Genomic DNA, 22,264 nt, shown 5'->3' on the forward strand with positions numbered 1-22,264 from the left:
GGGGTGATGCGATGACCGACGGCGCGGTCGACGCGCGGGGCGCTCTCCGCGCCATCGGGCGACGCTGGCGCGTCGTCGTCGCGCTGACGGCGCTCGGAGCGGTTGTCGGACTCGTCTACGCCCCTTCGCGCCCCAGCTGGCAGACGGCGCGATCGCTCGTGCTGCTCCCCCCGACAGCATCGGCTTCCAGCGGCCGGCCGGCGCGCGACGTCGACACCCAGGTGCTGATCGCCTCGAGCGCTCCCGTACTGGCCGGGGCCGCCCGCGCGATCAACACGCCGCTGAACTTCAAGGCGCAGGTGGACGTCTCCGCGTTGACCACCGATATTCTCGCCATTCGGGCGCGGGCGCATTCGTCAAAGGACGCCATTGCGCTCGCCAACGCCGTCGCGCACAGCTACGTGGACTACTCGACGGGAGCGCTCTCCGATGACGCCAGGGCCGCGGTCGGCGCGCTCCAGGACAAAGCGGCGCAGTTGCGAGCCAAATCCGATGATCTGGAAGCGCAGATCGCGGACCACACGGCGCGATTGGCGCCGGTCCAGCCCGGAACACCCGACGCCGTCAGCGAGAGCGCCGTCCTGGCGAGGTTGCAGGCTCGTCTGACCGACACCGCGCAACAAGTCGACGGGGTGAACGCTCGAATCGGTGACACCGAACTCGGGAGCGCACTTGCGAACAACGGCACTCGAGTGCTCGAGCGCGCCACCGCTGCTTCGGGCCCGTCCGCACTCCGGGTGATCCAACCCACCTTCCTCGCGGTGCTGTTCGGATTCCTGCTGGGTGTTGTGGTGGCGCTCTGGATCAACTCCCATGACCGACGCCTTCGGAGCCGCGACGACATCGCCCACGCGGTCGGCGCTCCGGTCGTCGCGTCGCTGACCGCAACCCCGATCAAATCTCGTGCGTGGTCGAAGTGGTTACGCGGCTACGAACCCAGCGTCCTCGACGAGTGGTTGAGTCGTCAGATGTTCCAGCGCCTCAACCGGCAAGACCGAGATGGGCCCAGAGAGATCACGCTGGTCACGCTGGCGGGCGATGCGAACGCGCTCGTGGTCACGGCCAAGGTGGCCGTCTGCAGTGCAAGCATCGGCGAGCGCACCATCCTCAGTGTGGCGACGCGGCACCCCAGCGCGACAAGCCTCAGGTCGATCTGCAACTCGTCCGAAGAGCACGCTCAGGCGATCCGACCGAATCTCTCGATGCACGACGGGCCAGTGTTTCTCGAGTCCACGACTCTCGACGCCGATGTCGTGATCGCCGTCGTCGTGGCGGAAGGTGTCATCGAGTTGCCGGGTTGGAGCGCGAACTCCGGTCTTCTCATCTGCGTGACCGCGGGTTTCGCGACCCGAGACGCCATCGTCGCGGTCACCTTGGCCGCAGCGAACGCCGGTCACCCGCCGAATGGCGCGATCGTCGTCAATCCCGACCCGCACGACGAATCGGGCGGACGGCTCGTTCAGGATCCCGTGACCGCGCCAACCGCGCCTCCGACGCGGATCACGGGAATCGCGGGGAGATCGGCGTGAACCGGTCGCGTTCCGCAGGCTTCCTTCTTGTCGACGAGCGCGGGACGGGGCGTGACACCCTGAGCGTCGAGCCCTGGACGCAGTCCGACGCGCAAGGGGGTGTCTCGCCCCAATTCGACGCCCTACGTCGGAGCGAGTCGACCTCGACCAGCGGATACGTCAACCTGCACTACATCCTGACTTCCCTCAAACGGCGGATCAGGTGGATCTGTGCGTTCGCGATCGCAGGGATGGTCGGCGCGGCCGTGTTCTCGCAGGCGTACCCCCCGCGCGCTTCGGCCAGCACGACGATTCTGCTCAAGCACGGGACAGGGGCAGATCCGACCCGGGCGATGGCCACCGATCTGAGTTTGCTCGAGACGGACACGGTCGTGAAGAAGCTCACCGAGTCGCTCCACCTCCACGAGTCCGCCGACAAGGTTCGATCGGAGTACCACGGAACCGCGCCGAGCGACGATGTGCTCAACATCACGGCGACCGGGTCGTCGGATTCGGACGCGGTCCGGCGCGCCAATGCCGTGGCGCACGCGTTCCTCGCATTCCGTCAGCACGTGTACCAGCGACAGTCAGAGGTGGTCGGCAAGGCGCTCGAAGGTCGCACGCGCGCGCTCCAGACCGAGCTCGACTCGGTGACGACGACGGTCAGTTCGCTCTCTCCGAGCGCGATCTCGAACCCGGGTCAGACCGCAGACCCACAGTTGGATCAACTGCTCCAGCGACGAGCGCAGCTCAGCACGGAGATCCTGTCGCTCCAGAACTCGATCCAGGCCAACGCGATCTCGAGCGCGTTGGTGGTCAACGGCAGTGGGGTCATCGATGCGGCGAGCCCGGCATCGGGGTCGAACGTCTTCGCGCTGCTCAGGAACATGGCGTCCGGACTGGCCGCCGGACTGCTCATCGGCATCGGCGCAGTCGTGCTCCTGTCCGTCACGTCCAATCGTGTCTGGCGCCGTGAGGATGTCGCCCGAGCGCTCCGTGCGCCGGTGGCGCGGAGCGTCGGAAGGATCCGAGTCCGGCGCTTCGGGAGAGCTTCCGCAATGCGGTCGAGGCTCCGGAACCCAGGCCTCGGAATGCGGACGATCGACGAACACTTGCTCGAAGCGCTGCCATCCGACGCGCCCGCCCTGGCGATCGTGTCCGTCGACAGCCTCGACGTCGGCGTGCTCGCTGCGTGCCTCCTCACGATCTCGCTCGACAAGCGAGGGTCCCGCGTGGCCCTTGTCGACCTCACGGGTACCGGGCTGCCGTTCGCCGTTCTCGGTGTCACCCGGGATGTTCGACCACGAGGCGCAACTAGAGCAACCGCGCCGGCGGTCACGATCCGGCCGCCGGTCTCGAACAGCAGGGAGACCGTGATCGCGCTCGCGAAGCTGGATCCTGCGGTTGGAGCGGATCATCTCCGGGAGTTCGCAGCACGATCCGTGGTCTTCGTGACCGCGGGACGTTCGACGGTGAACACCCTGTGCGCAACGTCTGACATGCTCGAGGCTGCCGGAATCGAGGTCCACTCCGTCGTGCTGGCGGACGCCAGTAGGTACGACGACAGCCTGGGCTTCTCGACCGGCCGGAGTGAAACCTTCTCGCGGCTCGCCGACGGCACGGACGTTCCGAGCCAAAACGTTGCGTCGTGAGCGCACTGCTCGCGCCCCGCGCATCGAGGTCCGATGTCGCGACCGACCGCCGGCATGATCGAACCGTCGGCGTCATCTGGGGGCTGTTGCTGTTCAATGGCCTGGCGTTCACAACCCTTCACCCGGTGTTCGTGTCGATCCCGCCGCCGGTCGGAAAAGGGTTGACCCAGGGTGCCCTCGCCCTCGCCTTCGTGCTCGCGCTCCTCGTGAATCGCGGTCACGTCGTGAAGCTCAACGTCTTCCTCGCGCTGACGACGCTTCTCGTCGGATTCTCGCTGATCTCCAGCATCCGGCTCGGTAACGGGCCCGGGACGATGGTGCGAGAGGTGCGCTTTGCTGTCTTCGTTGCCGTCCTGTGGCTGCTGACGCCCTGGTGGGGACGACGGGATCTCCTTCTCGCGCGCTGGCACCTCTGCTGCCTGCTCGCGGTCGAGGCAACCGTCGCGCTCGGCTTCCTCATCTCGCCGGGCGGCGCCTATTCCGATCAACGACTCCACGGGTACCTCTACCCGATTCCACCACCCCAAGTCGCTCATTACGCGGCGATCGCTGCCGGTATGGCAATCGTGCTGTGGCTCGCCCATCAGATACGGGGAAGTCTGGCGGCCGTCGTCGCGGGGGGCAGCGTGTTCCTCATCGTCCTGTCGCACACCCGCACCGCGACGCTCGGACTCGTCGTCGGCGTGGCCGTCGCCACAGTCAGTCTCTTCCTGGTGCTGCGACGGGCGCGACGAACGTTCGTCATCGCTCTTGTTGTGATCGGCCTCGCGGCGATCCCCTTCGCTCCCGCGATCGAGAGCTGGTTCACGAGAGGTCAGACATCCGAGGAGATCGCACAGTTGACCGGCCGGACGAAGGTGTGGAACCGGGTGATCGAAGCGCCGCGCTCAGAGCTCGATCGATGGTTCGGTGCCGGCTTGTCGAACAAGGCGTTCGACGGACTTCCCATCGACAACAGTTGGCTCGCCGTCTACATGGATCAAGGTCTGATCGGCGACGCACTCGTTGCCGGCCCCCTGTTGTTCCTGCTGCTCCTCGCTGCGTTCCGTCCTCGCGGCGGTGCCACCGCGCTCGCGCTGTTCATCATCGTGTATTGCATGATCGCCTCGTACACCGAATCTGGGCTCGGTGACGTGTCGCCCTACTTGCTCGACCTGACGGTCGCGGCGTCCCTCTTGACGCTCGAGAAAGCGCCGGCGCCTGCTCAGGCTCCGGCCAACTTGTTGCCGGCTCGTGCGACCGGTGGTCAATGAACGACGGGCTGGAGATGGGCGTTGAATCTCCTTCCCTCTGCGCGGGTGGTCAGCCCCAGATGTCGCGGACAACGTTGAGCACCACGCGTGAGCCGAGCCGGTCGAGCTTGACGGGCAGCTCGCGCATCTCCGACAAGCTCTCGCGCACCGCACCCTGCCGCTCGATCGGGCACAAGACGAGCAGGAAGCCTCCGCCGCCCGCACCGGTGACCTTGGCGCCGGAGGCGCCTCCTTCGAGCGCGCGCGCGACCGCCGCGTCGATGTGGTCGTTCGAAACGCCCGATGCCAATTTCCGCTTGGCTGCCCAGCCCTCCCGGAGTGCGGTCCCCACGACTTCCATGTTCCCGCTCCGCAACCCCTCCGCGGCGATGCCGGCAAAATCGCGCATGCGGTCGAGATGTGGGCGCGTGGTCGAGATGTTGTCGCGCTGTTCGCGGAGGATCGACTCGGCGCTCCTCGTGACGCCGGTGTAGAAGAGCATGAGCTGCTGCTGGAACGCCCGTCGAGCGGCCGCGCAGAGCCCGAGCTCCTGCGGGACCACCTGATCACCGGGGCCGAAGCGGATGTCCTGGATCCCGCCGAGCGCGGCGATGTACTGGTCCTGCTTGCCGATCGGCTTGCCGCAGCGTTCGATCTCGATGGTGCATGCCCGCTCTGCGAGCTCCTCAGCGCACACCGCGCGGCCCTGGTAGGCGAACAACGCGTGCAACAACCCGACGGTTACTGCAGAAGAGGACCCGAGACCCGAGCCCGCAGAGGGGATGTCTGCCAACGTGGTGATCTCGACGCCACTGGTCACGCCGGTCATCTGCATGGCCTCTCTGACGAGCTCGTGCTCGAGGTCTGCGACGCACGACACGATCTCCTTCTTCGAGTAGTTGACGTAGATGTCGTCGTCGAAGCGCTGCTTCACGATGACATAGACGTACTTGTCGAGCGCGCAGTTGAGGACCCTGCCGCCGTGCTCGCGGTAGTAGTCGGGCAGGTCAGTGCCACCGCCGAGCAACCCGATGCGCAGAGGTGTCTGGGTGATGATCATCGTCGCGTCCTCCGGACGACTCCCAGTGATCGCATGCGTTCGTTGGCCCGAGCGAGCACGCCGTCGAGATCGGGCACCGTCTCGAGCCACTCGGCGTACGCCGCGACCGATTCGGCCGGTGTGTGCCGCGGTGCCCAGCCCAGTGTGGCAAGGGCGGCGATGTCCGAGAGTATGTGGCGTGTGTCACCGAATCGGTACTCGCCGGTTACGACCCCCGGGTGGTCGGACCCGTACTGGTGCATGACGATGTCGGAGAACTCGCGAGTCGTGACCGGCTTGCCCCCGCCGACGTTGAAGACCCGCCCAACAGCCTGCTCATTCTCCAGCACGAGAATGTTCGCGTCGACGACGTCGTCGATGTTGACGTAGTCGCGGATCGACGCTCCATCTTCGTAGAGTGTCGGTGTTGCCCCCTGCCGGTAGCTCAGACAGAAGATGCGGCACGCACCCGAATACGCGTTGTACACCGACTGGCGCGGGCCCTGCACGATGCTGTACCGCAGCGCGACAGTCGGGATGTCGTACCTGCGCCCGACGTTGACGGCGATCATCTCCTGGCCGAGCTTCGAGATTCCGTACGGGTTCTGTGGATTGGAGATCCACTCGGGAGTGGCCAGCACTTCCAGCGGCCCGCCGCACGCGCGGCACGGGATGTCCCACTGACCGGCGGCAATTGCAGCCTCGGAGCGCATCCCTGGAAGCTGCTCGCCGTCGAGTCGGCATTGGTAGAGCCCTTCACCCATGGCGGCTTGCGACGACGCGACGACGACGCGGGCGAGGTCGAGGCGTTCGCCGACGATGATCTCATAGAGCAGTGCTGTCGAGACGACGTTCACGTCGGAGAAGCGCGAGAAGTCGGTGAGATAGTCCTGGTACGCGGCGAAGTGGTACACGGCGTCCACGCGACGCAGCAGGTGCCTGACGAGGTCGCGGTTGCGGACGTCGCCCTCGACGAAGTCGATCTCGCGGTTGAGGTACGGCGGATGCCCGCATCGGTGAACCGGCGCGGTCAGCGCGTCGAGGACGACGACGTCGTGCCCGAGCGCGAGGAGCCGGTCGCTCGTGTGCGAGCCGATGAAGCCGGCGCCCCCGGTGACCAGGATCTTCATCGGGCTGCGTGACGTCGGCGTTCGGCGACCTGGCGGTAGACGTCGAGGGTGGACGCCGCCGTCGCTCCCCACGTGAACTGGGCCGCCCGCCGGAGTCCCTGGTCGCGCAAGCGCTCCGTCCCGGCGATCGCATCGACCATTGCCTGGGCGATCGACGCCGGATCACTCGGGTCGGACAGGAGCGCGGCTCCGCCGGCGATCTCGGGCATGGCGCTCGTATTCGAGGTCACGACCGGGCAGCCGCACGCCATCGCCTCGAGGATGGGGAGGCCGAAGGTCTCGTTGAACGACGGATACACCAAGACGTCTGCAGCCTGGTAGAAGCGGGCAGTCACCTCGAGCGGGACACCGCCGACGAAGACGACATCTCCCGAGACGCCGAGTTCGGCGGCGAGAGCGCGCAGCCGTGCGACGTAGCGCTCGTCGCGTCCAGGGCCAACGATGGCCAACTGACGATCTCCCAGCCTCGTTCGTGCCAGCGCCCAAGCCCGCAGCAGCCCATCGCAGTTCTTGTAGGGCCAGAGCGACGACACGAAGAGCGCGAAGGGCTTCGTGACGCCGTACGACGCCACGCGAGCGCGAGCCGCCGCCACATCGCCCGGTTTGAAGAGATCGTGGTCGACGGCCTCGTAGATCAGCTCGAGTTTCCGAGGATCGACCCGCAGGTACTCCTCGATCTCGGATCTCAAGCTCTCGGAGTTGATGATGATCGCGTCCGCGACCCGCGCCGAGCGCGGATAGCTCATCCGACGGTACGTGCGAGCCAACGGCGCTATCGAATCAGGTGCTGTGAAGGCGTGCATGGTCTTCATGTGGATGACGAGGGACCAGAACGGATTCACGAGTGGCGCCATCAATGTGTTGAAGACGTCGATGCGGCTGAGCGGCAACCGTACGGGCGAGTAGAGGTGCTCGCTGAGCGTGCGCAGCGTGCGCCGTTCGTTCGACCACGGGTACGTGATCGAGAGGACGTTCGGCCCGTAGCCCTCGTATCCGTGGCGTGACTTCGGACTCACGAGCAGATACAGCTGCTCTCGTGGCTGGAGGCGCTGCGCCATCTCGGGGATCACGCGGGTCCAGAACCAGTGAGCGCCCGAGGGGTGGTCGGGATCGTCGGTCAACAGGTTGATCGCAACTCGCAACTCGCGCGGTTCGCCCTGCGAGCGGACCGTCGGAGCGCATTGCTCCCTCTCCGGGGCGCGCTGAGCGGTGACCATGTCAGAAGGTGCTCGACGAGATCGCGTCCGCCGTCATGCGTGACTGCCGGATGTATTGGGCCAGGGCGTGCATGACGGCTTCGTGGACGTCCTCGACAATGCCGTAGTTCGTCCCGTCGACGTGAACGGCGACGTCGGCGATCGCCCTGGCGTCACCTCCGTCGAAGCCGGTCAGCGCAATCGTGCGCAGGTCGTTGTCGCGGGCCCAAGCGAGGGCACGGACGATGTTGCGAGAGCGCCCCGATGACGAGATGCCGATGAGGACGTCGCCCGGTCGCGACTGCGACTTCAGCTGGTATGCGAAGACTTCGTCGTACGCGATGTCGTTGGCGATCGCCGTGAGCAGTTCGATGTTGCTGCTGAGGCTCACGACGCGCGGAGACACGTCAGTCTCCGTGCGGATGCCCTTCACGTGATCGCATTGCAGATGGTTCGCGATCGCGGCCGAGCCACCATTGCCGCACGAGAAGACGTTCGTACCGCGCGTATAGGCTTTGAGCAGGATCGTTGCCGCACGGTCCAGCGCGTCTGGTTCGATCGAGCTCGCGGCGCGCACGAACTCCTCGCTGTACTCGCTGAAGTACGACGACGCGCTGTTGTACGGGGCCGTCGGGAACTTCGTCGGGGTGACGAGAGCCAGCGGCGCGAAGGCCCTCATCGCGCAATCCGCTCGAGTATGAACGAACTCGCGGCTGCGAGGCTCGGAAATGACCAGACGCCAGGACGCTCGTCGTCGACGGCCCCGAGATGGATCGCTGACGCGCCCACCGCCGCGGCGAGGCCGACGTCCTCGGGACGGTCGCCGACGACCCACGACGATGCCAGGTCCAGATTCAACGCCGCGGCGGCCGCCTTGGCCATGCCCGGTCGCGGCTTGCGGTCCTCGCTCGTACGAGCGAAGGCCTCGACGATCCCTGCGGGGTGGTAGGGGCAGTAGAGGAACATGTCGACGTGCGCTCCGTGCTCTGCCAGACGCTCGGTGATGTGCTGGTGCACGCGAGCGACATCGTCGGTTTCGAACAGCCCTCGGGCGATGCCGGACTGGTTCGTCACCACCGCCACGGGGATCCTTGCCTGGTTGAACGCGGCAATCGCCTCGGGCGCGCCGTCGATCAATTCGACGCGGTCGACGGAACCGACGTAACCGTGGTCGACGATCAATGTCCCGTCGCGGTCGAGGAGGATCCCCGGTCGGGGAGCGACCGCCTCCTCTCCGCCGGCCGCGTCTGTCCGGTCGACGGTCGCGACGGAGTTCGCCGCCGTAGTGGCCACACCGGTCAGAGCGCGGTGGGCCGCCCCAGATACACGCACCGGCGGCCTTTCAGCGGAGATGATGGCCTGGCAGCTCGAATCCTCGGGGGAGAGTCTGCATTTTTCGGCCCCGGAGCCCCGATCGAGCATGTTGGCCCCGAGCAGCAGAGCGCGGTCATGCGCGGTCCTGGTACCCGCGGCGCAGAAACCTGGGCGTCACACTCTTCACCAAGAGGCGAGCGGCCGTCCGTGGGTTTGGGTTGTACGCCTTCCAAAGCTGTTGTTGATGAGCATCTCGACCGTCACGATCGCTGATCTGCTCGAGCCATCACGTGTCGACAACCTGGCGAAGCTTGTTGGGTATGGCCAGGATGACGTCGTCGAGGATCGTGATGTACCGAGAGTCATCGGATCGCAACAGCTCCACGATGTCGACAAGCGACGGCCAGTCAGCCGCTCGATGTTGAGGGAGGGGTCCGAGGAAACCCCGCGCGTCGTCGATCAGCACGCACGACGACGCGAGATGACGGAAGTCTCGGATGGCTGACCAACTCGGCGATCAGCGGACACTGCGTGGCATCGCCGACGGGGTCGAAGACCCTCGAGGAGAGGTTGTCGATCATCCCGCCATGGGCGTCGAGCCAGAAGATGACCGGCTCGTCCACCGAAAGGACCACCTCTCTCAACACATCCTCTGATGACCCCCTGAGAAATGTGACTCCCGGTCGGCTTCCGTGACGTTCGACAGCTCGGGTGTGCAGTCTCTCGTCCAGCTCGATGCTCCAGACGCGCGACACGGCCGCGCGCAAGATGAGCGTTCCTTCGGCCTTGTAGGTACCGGTTTCGATCGCGGCGTCGATGCCGCCGGCGACCGCGAGAGCGTGGACGAGATCAGGGGGGCAACTGAAACGAACGTCGCCCACAGTGAGCACCTAACCCCGCGACAACAAGCCGGTTGCCACCGCCAGCGACGGCGCAGACCGGTCCCGCTCGGACAGGGCGGCCACTGGGAGCGGCCACGGTATGGCGAGCTCAGGATCGTCGAACGCGATCGCGACCTCGTCGTTGGGGTCGTGCGGACGGTCGATGCGGTACGAGACGTCGGCAGGGTCGGTGAGAGCCTGGAACCCGTGGGCGCAGCCGGCGGGCACGTAGAGCGACGTCTGCTCGGACCCCCGCAACTCGAAGCTCCGCCAGTTGCGGTAGGTCGGCGAGGCCGGCCGCAGGTCCACCACGACGTCGAAGACCGCGCCGTAGGAGCATCGAACGAGCTTGGACTCCCCCTCCCCGCGCCGCACGTGCAGGCCTCGCACCACGCCGCGGCTCGACCGGGAGATGCTGTCCTCGGCGAACGTCGACGGGTCGATCCCCGATCTCCGCATGACCTCGGTGTCGAAGGTGCGGCAGAAGAAGCCGCGCTCGTCGGCGTGGGGCGCGGGCTCGAAAAGGTGCGCCCCGGCGATGCCCGCGACTTGGACCACCTCCATGAGACCTCCTCCCTACGCAGCGGGCGGGCGCATGCCGACGCCCCTGCACGGGTCGTGCTCGGAAAAGAGCACTGAGGACAACATGGAGAACTGCTCGCCGACCAGCGCCCCGTTGGTGTCGCTGCGCTCGGCGAGGGCGCGGCGCAGCTCGGGAGACCGGCGCTCCAGCTCTCCGAATCGCGCGATGAGCTCGTCGCTGTGCAGCGCGCGGGCGGACAGCGCGAACTCCGACATGCCCATGTCGGCCATCAGCGCTTCGTGCTTGCTGCCGTAGCCGATCGAGATGGTCGGCTTGGAGAGCTTGAGGGCGCAGACGACGTTGTGGTATCTCGTGGCGACGACGCTGCCGACGGACGCCATCTTCGCGATCAGCTCCCGCAGCGAGGAGCACCGCTCGGCGACGACCTGCCCCGGCTGCAGGTCCGGCCGGTGTGCTCGAACGTCGGCCAGGATCTCCTCCACGGTGCTGCCGTCCGCATCGTCACCCCAGAACAGTCGGACCCGGCGATCGCCATCGACCAACCACCGGATGAAACGCTTCATCTCGCCGAGGTACCGGGCGTGGATCCGGTCGGCTTCGCGGCGGTCGTCGTTCCCGCCGTGGTACGCCATCACGCCCACCCCGACGGTCCTCGGGTCGCCGGGCTCGCCGGTGGGCGTGTCGAGACCGAAGACCAGGTCGGGATAGATACGGCCGTCGGCGGGATCGATCCCCGACGCCCGCATCGCGTCCCACGAAGGGACGTCGCGATAGGAACGGTAGAAGGCCAGCCGGGCGGCGGAGTTGAGCAACCAACGAGTCGCCCGCTGGTTGACGGTCGTCGCACCGACGCTCACCAGCGCGATCTTCGTACCGAAGAGCCTTCCGGACGTGCAGAGGAGGAAGAGGGCGTAGGGCATGTGCCAGGGGCGCAGCGGGAGGGACGACTCCAGGAGGCCCGTGCCCGGCACGATCACGACATCGTGCCGGCGTACCCACGAGGCCGTCCGGAACGCGTCGACGCCCTTGCCGAGCACCTTGAGGACGATCGCCGGCACACCGGAACTCTGCTCCTCGTACCTGCTGTACCAGAGCAGCGGGATGGCCTCGACACCGTACTGGCGGCGTAGCCGATCCGGACTCTTGCACATGGCGTCCACGACCGCGCCGGTATGGCTGGCCTGGAGGTACGTGAGGACGACCTCGACGGAGGCGTCATTGCCGAGGTTGCCCGATCCGATGTGCCCGAACAGCCCGACCCGCGGAGCGGAACCGGCGGGCGGCGTCCGCTTGGCGACGCCCGCCTCGGCCTGCCGGGCGCGCCAGTCGCCGGTCCGTCTGAACAGCCACGTGGTCAGGTGCCGGTAGCACGCACGACGGTCGGCAGGCGAGAGCGGCGCCCGGTGAATGGCGGCGACATAAGCCCCGACGTACTCGCCGTAGAGGCGGGCGGCGGGGTTCCGGAGCCGGCTCGCCCGTCGCGGGTCCATGTTGGCGCACCGAGAACGCACGGTCGGGCGCGCCCGCCCCGCGGGCTCGTCGTGGTCGCGCCGGAAGTACAGCCAATCGGGGACCTGGTAGAAGGGACCATGCAGGCTCAGCTCGGTGACGACGGTCCGGTCGGCGTGGTGGTGGCTCCCGTGCGGCATGACTCGGCGGAGAACGCGCGTCCAGACCACGCCGTAGATGTCGTCGCAGGTCCAGCTGTCGCACAGCATGCTCTCGAAGCGCTCCGGGGCCCGCAGCGACGACGTGGCGAGCGGGTATTCGAGGGCATGGGTGACATTGCCGGCCCGGTCGATCTTGGCCGTCCACGAGTGCGCGAGCACGACGCGGGGGTCGGCGTCGAGCGCCGCCACGCAGCGCTCGAGCAGGTCAGGGCCGTAGACGTCGTCGCCGGACGCCCACTTGAACAGCTCTCCCCGGGCACGCTCGAGGACGAAGTTGTGGTTCGCGGCGAGGCCGATGTTGCGTGCCTGGCGGAAGTAACGGACCCGCGGGTCCTGTCGCTCGTAGCGGCGGCAGATCTCGGCGGTTCGATCGGTCGAGGCGTTGTCGGAGATGATCAGCTCGAAGTCGCCATAGCTCTGCTCGAGGAGGGTGTCGAGCGACTTCGACACGGTGAGCTCGGCGTTGCAGACGGGAAGTCCGATGCTCAGGCGCGGTGGCGTGCCCATGTCCTCGCCTCCCACCACTCGGGCGCCTGCACACGCAGTAGCTCGTCGACCAGCCCGGCCGAGCGCAGCTCCTCGATTCGCCGGAGCCGCACGAACCGCGACGAGACAACGTCGTCGTGGGTGAGGCGGAACCGCGTGTAGGCGTCGATCAGCTCGTCGACCCCGAGCCGCACGTTCCAACGAAGGACAAGCCCCGGAAAGGTGTCGGCGAGCCTCGAGAAGTCGACGCAGTAGCTGCGCCGGTCCGGGCCGGCGCCGTCGGCGAGCGACACCTTCGATCCCGGCACGGCCTCGCCGACCAGGTCCGCGATGTCGCGCACTTGCACGTTGTCCTGCGGCCGGCCGACGTTGAACGCCTCGTCGTGGACCAATTGCCGCGGAGAATCCAGGGCGGCCGCGAACGTGCGGCAGATGTCTTCCACGTGCACGAGCGGACGCCATGGCGAACCGTCGCTCTCCAGGCGCACCGCTCCGGTCGTCATGGCCACGGCCGCCAGGTTGTTCACGACGATGTCGAGACGCAGCCGAGGCGAGGTGCCATAGGCGGTCGCGTTGCGTAGGTACGTCGGGCTGAAGGTGTCGTCGGCCAGCCGCGACAGGCCCCGCTCGGCCACGACCTTGGACGTGCCGTACGGGGTGACGGGGTGCAACTCGGCATCCTCGGCCACCGCACGAGAGCCGGCCGCGCCGTAGAGGCTGCACGACGACGCGAAGAGGAAGCGTTCGACACCGGCATGCTTCGCCGCGCGGGCCAGGTTCAACGTGCCGTCCACGTTCACCGAGTAGGTGGTCGCGGGGTTGACGTCGCCGAGCGGGTCATTGGACAACGCCGCGAGGCAGATCACGGCGTCGTAGCCGGCCAGGTGGCACGCGCGCGCGTCCCGGAGGTCGAGCGGGATGCGCCGGTCGAGGTCGTCCGGGACCGGACCGAAATCGCAACCGTCGTAGAGACCGATGTCGAGGCCCGTTACCTCGTGCCCGTTCGCCCGCAGGAAGGGAACCATGACGGCGCCGATGTAGCCGCGGTCACCTGCAACAAGGACCTTCATCGCCATCCCATCGGTCTCGCTCCCGCCCGCCTCCCGCCTCTTGAACAAGAGGGCGGTGAAGGGACCTTGATACTGCGGAGGATCTCTCCGCGTTAGGGAGTCAGGCGCCGAGCGCCTCGATGTCCACCCACTTGCCGCCGCACGCCTCGACGCCCGGAAGGGCCGCCCGTACCTCTGCGAGCAGCTCGGGCAGGAAGAGGAGTACCGACTCGGGCCGGGCGGCGGCGAGGCGCGAGGGTTCGACGATGGGAATGTCGGTGCCGGGCATCCGGCAGCCCTGCTTGGCGGGCGAGGCATCGGCAACCGCGGGCAGGAGTTCCCTGTCGACCCCCGCGCTGACCAGCAGGGCGGTGGCACGTGAGGCTGCGCCGTAACCGATGACGGACCTCCCGGCGCGCCGCTCCGTCACCAGCCAATCGTGCAGTGTGCGGGCACTGGCGTGCGCCCGGTCCTTCAGACCGTTGAGCACGGTTGGATCGCGTACTCCGGCACGGGCCTCCGCGGTAAGGACGGACTGCACCGAGGCATGAGGCTCGCACCGTGCGTCGGCATTCCGGCCTGCCGCCATCAACACCGTGCCCCCGTACAGTTCGAACTGCCACACCCGGCGCGGGGACCACCCTTCGGCGGCCAGCATGCTCGTCAACGCGGTCGTCGAGTAGTAGGCGTAGTGGCCGTGCCGAAGCGCGTTCCACTGTCCGAGGCGGACAATCGCCTGAAGCGAGTGATATTGCAGCAGCAGGTGGCCACCCGGCGTGACCCGCGAGACTCGCTCCGCGAGAGCCGCCGACTGGTCCGCGCCATGCATCATCCCGAAGCAGTCGAGGACGAGGTCGGCCGGTTGACCAGCCCCTACCGGAACCAGGCCGCGATCTTCCAGCAGTTCTCGCCACGAGCCGCCGTGCGGGCTGCCGTACTCCGCGACACTCGCTCCCTTCGACAGGAGCCCGTCGGAGGCCAAACGCTCGATGGCGTCTCTCGCCTGGGCGACGAGGGCCGCCGGCTCGACCCCCCTCGGTTCCTCGGGCACGGTGGGGTCCCCGACCAGCTGGGCGAGGCCACACGCGGAGCACAGCCACATCTGCAGGGGGTACGCCGGGTCCGGCTGCGGGTCGCCGGCCCGCGGGAAGTGGTCGCACGGGGGCTGGTCCCCCAGATCCAGCACCAGATCTCCGGATCGTCCGCCACACGCCCGGCACGCGACTTCACGCACTCCTCCCGTCCTCTCGAGTCCTCGATCGGCGCGGCCCATCGACTGCAACGTCTCGAGCGATGCACGAGCCAGGGGACCGATCCTGCCGCCGGACGCCCCCCTGGCCTCGAGGAGCTGCAGGGCGTTGGTCACGTCCTTGTGCAACATCCGATGGGTGTTCTGCACGTGCTCGGGGCTCTCGAGACCGGTTCCCAACCGTCCCCCCACAAAACCTCGGTAGGGGAAGTCGGTGAAGAACTCTGTGAGTACCTCCGACTCGATCCCGCACTCGCTCCCGACCAGCATGGCGTCGTGCACGATCTCGACGTTGGCCGCGTAGAGGAGATTGAAGAGCAGCTTCACCTGCTGTCCGGACCCGAGCGCGCCGCAGTGCCGGATCAACCCCCCGTAGGCTTCGAGCAGCGGCCGGCAACGTTGGAGGAGCGCCTCGTCGCCTCCCACGGGGATCGGCAGCGTGCCGGCGGCGGCGCTCGTCGGTCCCCCGCAGAGCGGCGCGTCCAGCACGCCGACCTTGTATCGGTCGGCGAGCGCGGCGACACGCCTGCATCCCTCCGGTCGCATCGTGCTGTGCAGGATGAGCACGCTGCCTTCGCTCATCCCGTGAAGCAGCCCACCCTTGCAGACCTCGAGCACGTCAGGCTCGTCGGTTACGCACAGGCACACGACGTCCGACGCAGCACCGAGCTCCACCAGGTTGGTGGCGACCCGCGCCCGCGTACCGCCGAAGGGTTCCAGTGATGACGGGCGTCGTGCCCACACCGTGAAGGGGAAGCCGGCTGCCAAGACACGCAAGGCCATCGGTGTACCCAGACGCCCGACGCCGACGAAACCGACGCGCATGCCGGCGCCGTCAGCCGACTTCGGTCGTCTCTGGTCCACCGGGCAGCACGATCGACTTGGCGCAGCCGAATGCCTCGGCGTAGCGCGCGCGGCATTCCATGCCGCGCAGCCGGGCCAGTCCCAGGAACACTTCGTCGTCCCACCAGTCGTGGGCCTGCTGGGACGGGAAGCACTTGTGCAGCAGTTCCACCTTGCGCTGCACCGCGTCGGGCGTCAGCGGCACGTAGGTCGCCGCGCGGCCCAGGTCACCGTCCCACTTGGGGATCTCGTAGGCCAGGTAGAGCTCGTCGCGGAAGACCGTGGGGACGATCTCACCGATGGTCCGGTGGTCCTGGTGGAGGTCGGTGCCGGACGGGGCGAGGATGAGATCGGGTGACCACGACCGAGCCACCTCCTCGAGGACGCTCTTCACCCGGTCCCAGACCGATGGGAGCCGGCCCTCGGGCAGGTCGTGCAGGTCGATCGTCAGCGGGGCGGACGGGAGAAAGGCCTCGGCGGCCTCGCGCGCCTCGGCATGGCGCTCCGGCGTTCCGGTGAGGACGACGTAGTGGGCCTCCAGATCGGGCACGCTCTGGTCCAGGCTGAGCAGCAAGCCGCCGGCACCGATCTCGATGTCGTCGGCGTGGGCGCCGATGGCCAGCACGCGCAGGGACCTGCCCGCGGGCGTCCCGAGACGGAGTGGTAGCACGGTCGATCAGCTCGGCACAGCGTCGGCCAACGGCCGGTGGCCGTTCGAGGCGCTCGGGGGTGGACTGCCGTACACCGGTCCGGTCCTCCCGGATCGCTCAGGGTCCCAGATCATCCAGGGGCTCTCGGCGCGGTCGTACATCTCCTCGAGCTGCGCGCGCTCCTTCACGGTGTCGGCGGGCGACCAGTATCCCTTGTAGGGGTAGGCGAGCACGCGTCCCTTGCCGACCAGCCGCGCCAGAGCCTCCTCGACGAGGTCCTCGTCTTCGGTCAGCTCGTCGAAGATCGCCGCCCGGAACAGGAAGTAGCCACCGTTCTCCCAGTAGCGCAGGTCGCGCATGGGGGTGATGCTGGTGACCAGGCCCTCGTCGTCGATGTCCACGGCGTGGTGCGATGACTGGGGAGGCACCGCCAGCAGTCCGGCGACCGCGCTGCTCGCCCGGAAGCGCTCGATCATGTCGGGAAGCGGCGCATCGGTGAGGACGTCGGCGTAGTTCGCGAGGAACATGGGTTCGTCCGCGACAAACCGCTGGACCCGGCGCAGCCGTTCGCCGATCGGCGAGCTGAGGCCGGTGTCGACGAAGGTGATGCGCCAGTCGGCGATGTCGGTCTTGAACAGGGTCACCTCGCGCGCGCCCTTCTCCAGGACGAAATCGTTGGACTTGGTCTCGTCGTACTGGAGGAAGAAGTCCTTGACCGCCGACGCGCCGTAGCCCAGGCAGAGCACGAAGTCGGTGTGCCCGAAGTAGGCGTAGTAGCGCATGACGTGCCAGAGGAGCGGGCGCTCCCCGACGAGCGCCATCGGCTTGGGCGCGCTGGTGACACCGTCGCGCATTCGCATCCCGAGGCCTCCACAGAACAGCACGACCTTCACGATGAACACCTCATTCAGATGATCTCCAGTTCGGGGATCGGGACGACGAGCCGACAGCCCCAGGACCGGACGTAGTCGAGCTGCCGGCTGATCTCGTCGCGGAGGTTCCAGGGCAGGACGAGGATGTAGTCGGGCTTGGTCTCGGCGAGGTGATCGGGGGAGTAGACGGGGATGTGGGTTCCGGGCAGGAACTTCCCCTGCTTCGTGGGGCTGCGATCAACGGTGTAAGCGAGCAGGTCCGACCGGATGCCGCAGTGGTTGAGCAGCGTGTTCCCCTTGCCCGGAGCGCCGTAGCCCGCGACCGACCAGCCCGTGGCGGCCGCCCCCAGCAAGAACCCGACCAGGTCACTCTTGATCTTCCTCACCTGCGCGGCAAAGCCGGCGTGCCCCTCCAGGGTGGACAGCCCCGCGCGGTCCTCGTCCTCGAGGACCTCCTTCACCCGAACGCCCGGCTCACCGGCGCTCTCCTCCGGACGGGCGTGGACCCGCAGCGAGCCGCCGTGGGTGTCGAGCTGCTCCACGTCCACGACCCGCAGGCCTGCCGTGCGCAGCGCGCACGACGACGTCCGCATGGTCAGGTACGAGTAGTGCTCGTGGTAGATCGTGTCGTACTGGGACCCCGCGATGAGGCGGAGGAGGTGCGGGAACTCGAGGGTGACCAGGCCGGTGTCCTTGACCAGGGCTCGCAGCCCGGCGGCAAAACCACGAATGTCGGGTACGTGTGCGAAGACGTTGTTGGCGACCACGAGATCGGCGCGGCCGTGCTCGCGTGCGATCTCATGACCGGTCCGGGAGCCGAGGAACTCGACGATGGTCCGCACGCCGCGGGCACGCGCCGCCTCTGCGACGTTGGCCGCCGGCTCGACGCCGAGGACCGGGATCCCGGAGGCCACGAAGTGCTGCAGGAGGTAACCGTCGTTGCTGGCCACCTCCGTCACCAGGCTGCCGGAGGCCAGACCGAGCTGCTCGATCATCGCCTCCGCGTAGCGCTCGGCGTGCACCACCCAGGAATCGGCATACGACGAGAAGTAGGCGTAGTCCGAGAAGATTTCCTCTCCGGGCACGTAGCCGGGGAGCTGCACCAGTAGGCAGGACGGACACTGGCGAACGTGGAGCGGGTAGAAGACCTCGGGCTCGTCGAGCTGCTCGGCTGCCACGTAGCTCTCGCACAGCGGCGACATCCCGAGGTCGACGAAGGTGTGCGTGAGGTCGGCACCGCAGAGGCGGCACGCGCACTTGGACGGCATGAGGCTCCCAGTTCGGGATCGACCAGTTCCGATCAGAACGAGCGCCGAGGCACGCCGGTTGATACGTCGCCAGGCTGCTCCCGGTGGCCCAGGAATCTTGTATCTGTGCTGCCCAATCCGGCTCATGGGGAGGAGTGGGCGGGACGGCGACGTCGCCGGCGACGACGCGGCACGCGCCCGGCGCCGAGACGCATGCCGTGCCCGACGAAGAGAGGAAGCCCACGATGATGATCGGCACGCGTCCCGATGCGGAACGGGCCGAACAACCGACGGGCGCGGCTCGCCGGTGGCTGAGCGCGAGGATCGGCCCACCGGGTTCGGGGCCGCGACGCGCGGCAATCACGATGATCGACCAGTGCTTCTCGTCTGCCTCCAACTTCGTCGTCGGGATCGTCGTGGCGCGAGTTGCAGGCCCGGCCGGGCTCGGCGCCTACTCGGTTGCCTACGCCGCGTGGTTGGTGTTGGCCGCGGTCCACCGCGCGGTCGTGACCGATCCGATGTCGATCAACAATGACGTTCGGCGACCGAACTCGAACGAACGGCTGCAAGCGGGCATGGCAGCCGAGGTCTCGCTCGGGGTGGTCATCGCTCTCGTATTCGCCGCGGTCAGCGTTCCCGTCATTCTCCTCGGACAGCGAAACGTCGGAATCGCGCTCTTGACGCTCGCGCCGTTCTTGCCGTTCCTGTTGGTGCAGGACTACTGGCGATGGTCCGGTTTCATGCAAGCGCGCCCGGGCCGGTCCCTCGCCAACGACACGCTGTTCAATTGCGTCCAGGCAACGCTGCTCGTCGGCCTCATCCTCGCCGGTTTGCGCTCACCGTCGGTTGCGATCGTCGCGTGGGGAGCCGGTGCAGTGGCGGGTTCCGCGTACGGGCTCCGGCAATTCTCGGTGCGCGTGCAAACTCGTGGCGGGTACTCGATCGTGGCGTCTCGTTGGCACATGAGCAAGTGGCTCCTCGCGAGCAGCGTGTCCGGGTGGGCGAGCAGCCAGGCGTATCCTCTGTTCGCCGGACCTTTCGTCGGTTCCGTCGGTCTCGGTGGGCTGAAGGCGGCGCAGAGCCTGGTTTCCGGCCCAACACTCGTGCTGGGGCAGGCGGCAGGGAGCATCGGCCTCCCCGAGGCGTCCCATGGGCTCGAGCACGGCGGCTGGGTCAAGTTGCAACAGGTCGCACGCTGGATGACGCTCTGGTCCGCCTTGACCGTTGGCGTCGTCGCGACCGTCGTGTTTCTGGTCGGTGGGAAACTGCTCGGTTGGATGTACGGCAGCGAGTTCGTGCGGTACGCGAGCACCGCGCGAATCATTTCGCTTGCTTGGCTCATTGCGGCCTTCTCGGGGGGCCCGATGCTCATCCTCAAGGTGACGAGAAACAGCCGTGCGTTGTTCAACATCGGCCTCGTCACCCAGGTCACACTGGTGACTTTGATCATCGCGCTCTCGAGCACCGTGGGCGTGAACGGTACGGCATGGGCAATGGTCGTCACCGCGGCTGTCGGTGTGACCTTGCAGCGACGCGCACGACGAGTCGTAGCGCGCGAGTACGCCACAGGCGTGCGACCCAGAGAGCAATACCGATGAGGAGTCGCTCGGGCCGCGTGGTCTTGGACTTGCGCGACGCCGGTCAAGGCCACACTGGCGTCTCGCGAGTCCTGAGAGAAATCGGAAGCAGGTTGCTGCTCCTCGAACCCGCGCGGTATCACGCGGTGTGCTCCGAGGCCGGGGTGCGGCTGCTCGACGGCGTTGATCGTGCTCGACTGACGGTCGTTCCTCCGCATTCGCAAGCGGTCTTCGAGCAGGTGACGCTCCCGGCGGTCGCGACTCGGCTCCGAGCACGCGCTGTTTACAGTCATCGGGAGTGTGGCGCACTGTGGGGTCCACCACTCCTGCTTCATGTCCCCGAGGACCCCGAGATTCGCTGGCGACGGCAGCCGGTGCGACTGACCTCGCGGGAGGCCGGGCAGGCTCACGAGATCGCCCGGCGCGGTTACAGCCGGCTACTCATGAACACCGCGCTGAGGCGGGCACGAGTCGTCACCTCGACGCGCGCGACAGCGGTTGATCTGGAACGTCGGCACGGACTGCCCATCGATCGTGTGACGGTCGTACCGCTCGGGATCGACCTCGATCGGTTCCGGCCGGTCCGGCGTAGCTCATCTGGAGACATTCCATACATGTTCCACTTGTCCTCAGACGATCCTCGCGAAGGCACGTCCGTGGTGATCGACGCGTTTGCTCAACTGGTCGCCAACTCGACGGATCCCGTCAGGTTGATTGTGGCCGGCGAATTGGGAAGCAGGCGACAACCGGTCGTCGAGCTCATCGCGAGCCGAGGACTCGGAGGGTTGGTCGACACCACGGGTCCAGTGACCGACGAGCACCTCGTCGAACTCTATTCAGGTGCCGCCGCAACCGTGGTGGCGTCGACGGACGAGGGCTTCGGCTTGCAGACGCTCGAAGCCCTCGCTTGTGGATCGTTGCTCGTCGCGGCGCCTGCGGCTGCGACCCGAGAAGTCGCTGCTGGAGCCGACGTCGAGTGGACACCAGTCGAGAGCGGACCGATGGCGGCGGCCTTCGAGGCGGTTGTGCACGATCACGCGCGCCGGCTGCGAGCATCGAAGGTCAATCGAGAGGCGGCAAGACGATTCTCGTGGGAAGCGACCGCTCGTTGTCTCGACCGCCTCCTCGGCGAGATGGCCGAACCGGGCCAGTGGTGCGCGCCAGCGTGATCGCCACCGTCGGCTGCACCTCTCTATAGAGGCCTTCAGCGGGCGCGGCCGAAGAAGCGGCGTTTGCGCTTGGTACCGGCATCCGCCTCGTCGCGCCAGAAGTAGTCCGTGGCCGGTGCCCCGCCGTTGTCCGTGGCAGGGGCTTTCGCGTCGGGGGTCGACTCCGGTGGTCGCCAGCTCACTTTCAGTGGTGCCGGGTGTTGGGTCGAGCCCACGGGTGCGTCGTGCGGCATCGGCGCGGGCGTGGGTGGCGCGGGGGCGGGCGTGGGTGGCGCGGGGGCGGGCCCGGGCGACGAGGACGCGGACGGCGCGTGCTCGACCTCGGCCTTGGCCGTCGCGCGTGCCGCGGCAACGATCCGCGCGCCCTCGACGCGTGCCTGCTCGACCATCTGCCGGCGCTCAGCGTCGAGGCGGCGGGCGAACGCGGCGACTTCGTCGACTGCTGCGGCACGGATGCGCGCCGCCTCGGCATGCGCTTCAGCGATCACCCCCGCGCGCTCGACGGAACCGCTTGCCAGGATCTGTTCCCGTTCGGTGCGGGCTGCATCGCGTAGGTCCTGCGCGTGGCCTGCAGCTTCTGAGACCACGCGTACGGACTCGAGCTCACCTTCGGCGACCACGGCGCGCGCCTCGGCAGCTGCGACCGCCATGCGCTCGCTCGTGGCAGCGCTGGCGGCCGCCCGGGCCTCCTCGACGATGCGCGCGGCATCCTCCCGCGCGTCCGTTCGAGCGTCGGAACGGATCTGCGCGCTCTCGCGTCGCGCCTCGGCCCGTAGCTCGGCGCTCTCGACCTCGACGGCGACGCGGGCCTGGGCGCGGATCTCGGCGGCTTCGGCGTCGGCCACGGCGAGCTCGTGGCGGGCCGTCGCCCGCGCCCGCCGGAGGACGGCGACGGCCTTGCGCCGCAGCCGCTTGGCCGACTTCTTGGTCTGCTTGCTCACAGGCTACCAGCGTAC

19 protein-coding genes and 1 pseudogene are annotated in these 22,264 nt (G+C 67.7%); 5 read left to right on the forward strand and 15 right to left on the reverse strand.

Annotation, left to right across the window (positions count from 1 at the left end; genetic code table 11):
* The first annotated feature begins 11 nt into the window (after positions 1–11).
* The 3 genes from WD271_05430 (at position 12) to WD271_05440 (ending at position 4,413) form a co-directional block, all read left to right on the forward strand.
* Complete coding sequence (locus tag WD271_05430; protein ID MEX1007269.1) at positions 12–1,529, forward strand: hypothetical protein; 1,518 nt, start codon at positions 12–14, stop codon at positions 1,527–1,529.
* Between the two features lie 332 nt (positions 1,530–1,861).
* Positions 1,862–3,160, forward strand: coding sequence for a hypothetical protein (locus WD271_05435; protein ID MEX1007270.1), 1,299 nt, complete (start codon positions 1,862–1,864; stop codon positions 3,158–3,160).
* Positions 3,157–4,413, forward strand: a complete 1,257-nt coding sequence (locus WD271_05440) for an O-antigen ligase domain-containing protein (protein ID MEX1007271.1) — start codon at positions 3,157–3,159, stop codon at positions 4,411–4,413. The genes WD271_05435 and WD271_05440 overlap by 4 nt, the downstream gene beginning before the upstream one ends.
* A 49-nt stretch (positions 4,414–4,462) precedes the next feature.
* Here WD271_05440 and WD271_05445 read toward each other — a convergent pair whose 3' ends face one another.
* The 14 genes and pseudogenes from WD271_05445 to WD271_05510 form a co-directional block, all read right to left on the reverse strand.
* Positions 4,463–5,452, reverse strand: coding sequence for a GHMP kinase (locus tag WD271_05445; GenBank protein ID MEX1007272.1), 990 nt, complete (start codon positions 5,450–5,452; stop codon positions 4,463–4,465).
* Complete coding sequence (locus tag WD271_05450; GenBank protein ID MEX1007273.1) at positions 5,449–6,561, reverse strand: NAD-dependent epimerase/dehydratase family protein; 1,113 nt, start codon at positions 6,559–6,561, stop codon at positions 5,449–5,451. The genes WD271_05445 and WD271_05450 overlap by 4 nt, the downstream gene beginning before the upstream one ends.
* On the reverse strand, positions 6,558–7,682 hold the full coding sequence (locus WD271_05455; GenBank protein ID MEX1007274.1) for a glycosyltransferase family 1 protein: 1,125 nt from the start codon (positions 7,680–7,682) through the stop codon (positions 6,558–6,560). The genes WD271_05450 and WD271_05455 overlap by 4 nt, the downstream gene beginning before the upstream one ends.
* 97 nt (positions 7,683–7,779) lie before the next feature.
* A complete protein-coding gene (locus WD271_05460; GenBank protein MEX1007275.1) occupies positions 7,780–8,436 on the reverse strand; it encodes an SIS domain-containing protein in 657 nt (218 codons plus the stop codon).
* Complete coding sequence (locus WD271_05465; protein ID MEX1007276.1) at positions 8,433–9,050, reverse strand: HAD-IIIA family hydrolase; 618 nt, start codon at positions 9,048–9,050, stop codon at positions 8,433–8,435. The genes WD271_05460 and WD271_05465 overlap by 4 nt, the downstream gene beginning before the upstream one ends.
* A 307-nt stretch (positions 9,051–9,357) precedes the next feature.
* Positions 9,358–9,537, reverse strand: coding sequence for a hypothetical protein (locus tag WD271_05470; protein MEX1007277.1), 180 nt, complete (start codon positions 9,535–9,537; stop codon positions 9,358–9,360).
* A gap of 424 nt (positions 9,538–9,961) precedes the next feature.
* A complete protein-coding gene (locus WD271_05475; GenBank protein ID MEX1007278.1) occupies positions 9,962–10,516 on the reverse strand; it encodes a dTDP-4-dehydrorhamnose 3,5-epimerase family protein in 555 nt (184 codons plus the stop codon).
* 12 nt (positions 10,517–10,528) lie between these two features.
* Positions 10,529–11,854, reverse strand: a complete 1,326-nt coding sequence (locus WD271_05480) for a polysaccharide pyruvyl transferase family protein (protein MEX1007279.1) — start codon at positions 11,852–11,854, stop codon at positions 10,529–10,531.
* A pseudogene (locus WD271_05485) lies at positions 11,840–12,673 on the reverse strand (glycosyltransferase family 2 protein). The gene WD271_05480 and the pseudogene WD271_05485 overlap by 15 nt, the downstream one beginning before the upstream one ends.
* Complete coding sequence (locus WD271_05490; GenBank protein ID MEX1007280.1) at positions 12,652–13,728, reverse strand: SDR family oxidoreductase; 1,077 nt, start codon at positions 13,726–13,728, stop codon at positions 12,652–12,654. Before WD271_05490 ends, WD271_05485 begins: the two are co-directional and overlap by 22 nt.
* Before the next feature lie 94 nt (positions 13,729–13,822).
* On the reverse strand, positions 13,823–15,814 hold the full coding sequence (locus tag WD271_05495; protein MEX1007281.1) for an NAD(P)-binding domain-containing protein: 1,992 nt from the start codon (positions 15,812–15,814) through the stop codon (positions 13,823–13,825).
* A complete protein-coding gene (locus tag WD271_05500) occupies positions 15,786–16,418 on the reverse strand; it encodes a PIG-L family deacetylase (protein ID MEX1007282.1) in 633 nt (210 codons plus the stop codon). The genes WD271_05495 and WD271_05500 overlap by 29 nt, the downstream gene beginning before the upstream one ends.
* A 51-nt stretch (positions 16,419–16,469) precedes the next feature.
* Complete coding sequence (locus WD271_05505; protein ID MEX1007283.1) at positions 16,470–17,336, reverse strand: sugar phosphate nucleotidyltransferase; 867 nt, start codon at positions 17,334–17,336, stop codon at positions 16,470–16,472.
* 14 nt (positions 17,337–17,350) lie between these two features.
* A complete protein-coding gene (locus WD271_05510; protein MEX1007284.1) occupies positions 17,351–18,583 on the reverse strand; it encodes a class I SAM-dependent methyltransferase in 1,233 nt (410 codons plus the stop codon).
* Positions 18,584–18,717: 134 nt separating this feature from the next.
* Here WD271_05510 and WD271_05515 point away from each other — a divergent pair, with 134 nt between their 5' ends.
* On the forward strand, positions 18,718–20,160 hold the full coding sequence (locus WD271_05515; protein MEX1007285.1) for a hypothetical protein: 1,443 nt from the start codon (positions 18,718–18,720) through the stop codon (positions 20,158–20,160).
* A 593-nt stretch (positions 20,161–20,753) separates the two neighbouring features.
* Positions 20,754–21,308: a glycosyltransferase gene (locus WD271_05520; protein MEX1007286.1), complete on the forward strand. Its 555-nt coding sequence runs from the start codon at positions 20,754–20,756 to the stop codon at positions 21,306–21,308.
* A gap of 35 nt (positions 21,309–21,343) precedes the next feature.
* Here the strand turns inward: WD271_05520 and WD271_05525 are convergent, their stop codons facing one another.
* A complete protein-coding gene (locus tag WD271_05525; protein MEX1007287.1) occupies positions 21,344–22,249 on the reverse strand; it encodes a hypothetical protein in 906 nt (301 codons plus the stop codon).
* Between the last annotated feature and the right edge of the window lie 15 nt (positions 22,250–22,264).

Source organism: Acidimicrobiia bacterium (assembly GCA_040880805.1).
GTDB lineage: Bacteria > Actinomycetota > Acidimicrobiia > IMCC26256 > DASPTH01 > DASPTH01.

Coding starts and splice junctions, on each gene's coding strand:
- WD271_05475 (MEX1007278.1), bottom strand. CDS start 10,516: ATGGAGGTGGTCCAAGTCGCGGGCATCGCCGGGGCGCACCTTTTCGAG.
- WD271_05490 (MEX1007280.1), bottom strand. CDS start 13,728: ATGGCGATGAAGGTCCTTGTTGCAGGTGACCGCGGCTACATCGGCGCC.
- WD271_05445 (MEX1007272.1), bottom strand. CDS start 5,452: ATGATCATCACCCAGACACCTCTGCGCATCGGGTTGCTCGGCGGTGGC.
- WD271_05460 (MEX1007275.1), bottom strand. CDS start 8,436: ATGAGGGCCTTCGCGCCGCTGGCTCTCGTCACCCCGACGAAGTTCCCG.
- WD271_05450 (MEX1007273.1), bottom strand. CDS start 6,561: ATGAAGATCCTGGTCACCGGGGGCGCCGGCTTCATCGGCTCGCACACG.
- WD271_05430 (MEX1007269.1), top strand. CDS start 12: ATGACCGACGGCGCGGTCGACGCGCGGGGCGCTCTCCGCGCCATCGGG.
- WD271_05520 (MEX1007286.1), top strand. CDS start 20,754: ATGTTCCACTTGTCCTCAGACGATCCTCGCGAAGGCACGTCCGTGGTG.
- WD271_05510 (MEX1007284.1), bottom strand. CDS start 18,583: ATGCCGTCCAAGTGCGCGTGCCGCCTCTGCGGTGCCGACCTCACGCAC.
- WD271_05435 (MEX1007270.1), top strand. CDS start 1,862: ATGGCCACCGATCTGAGTTTGCTCGAGACGGACACGGTCGTGAAGAAG.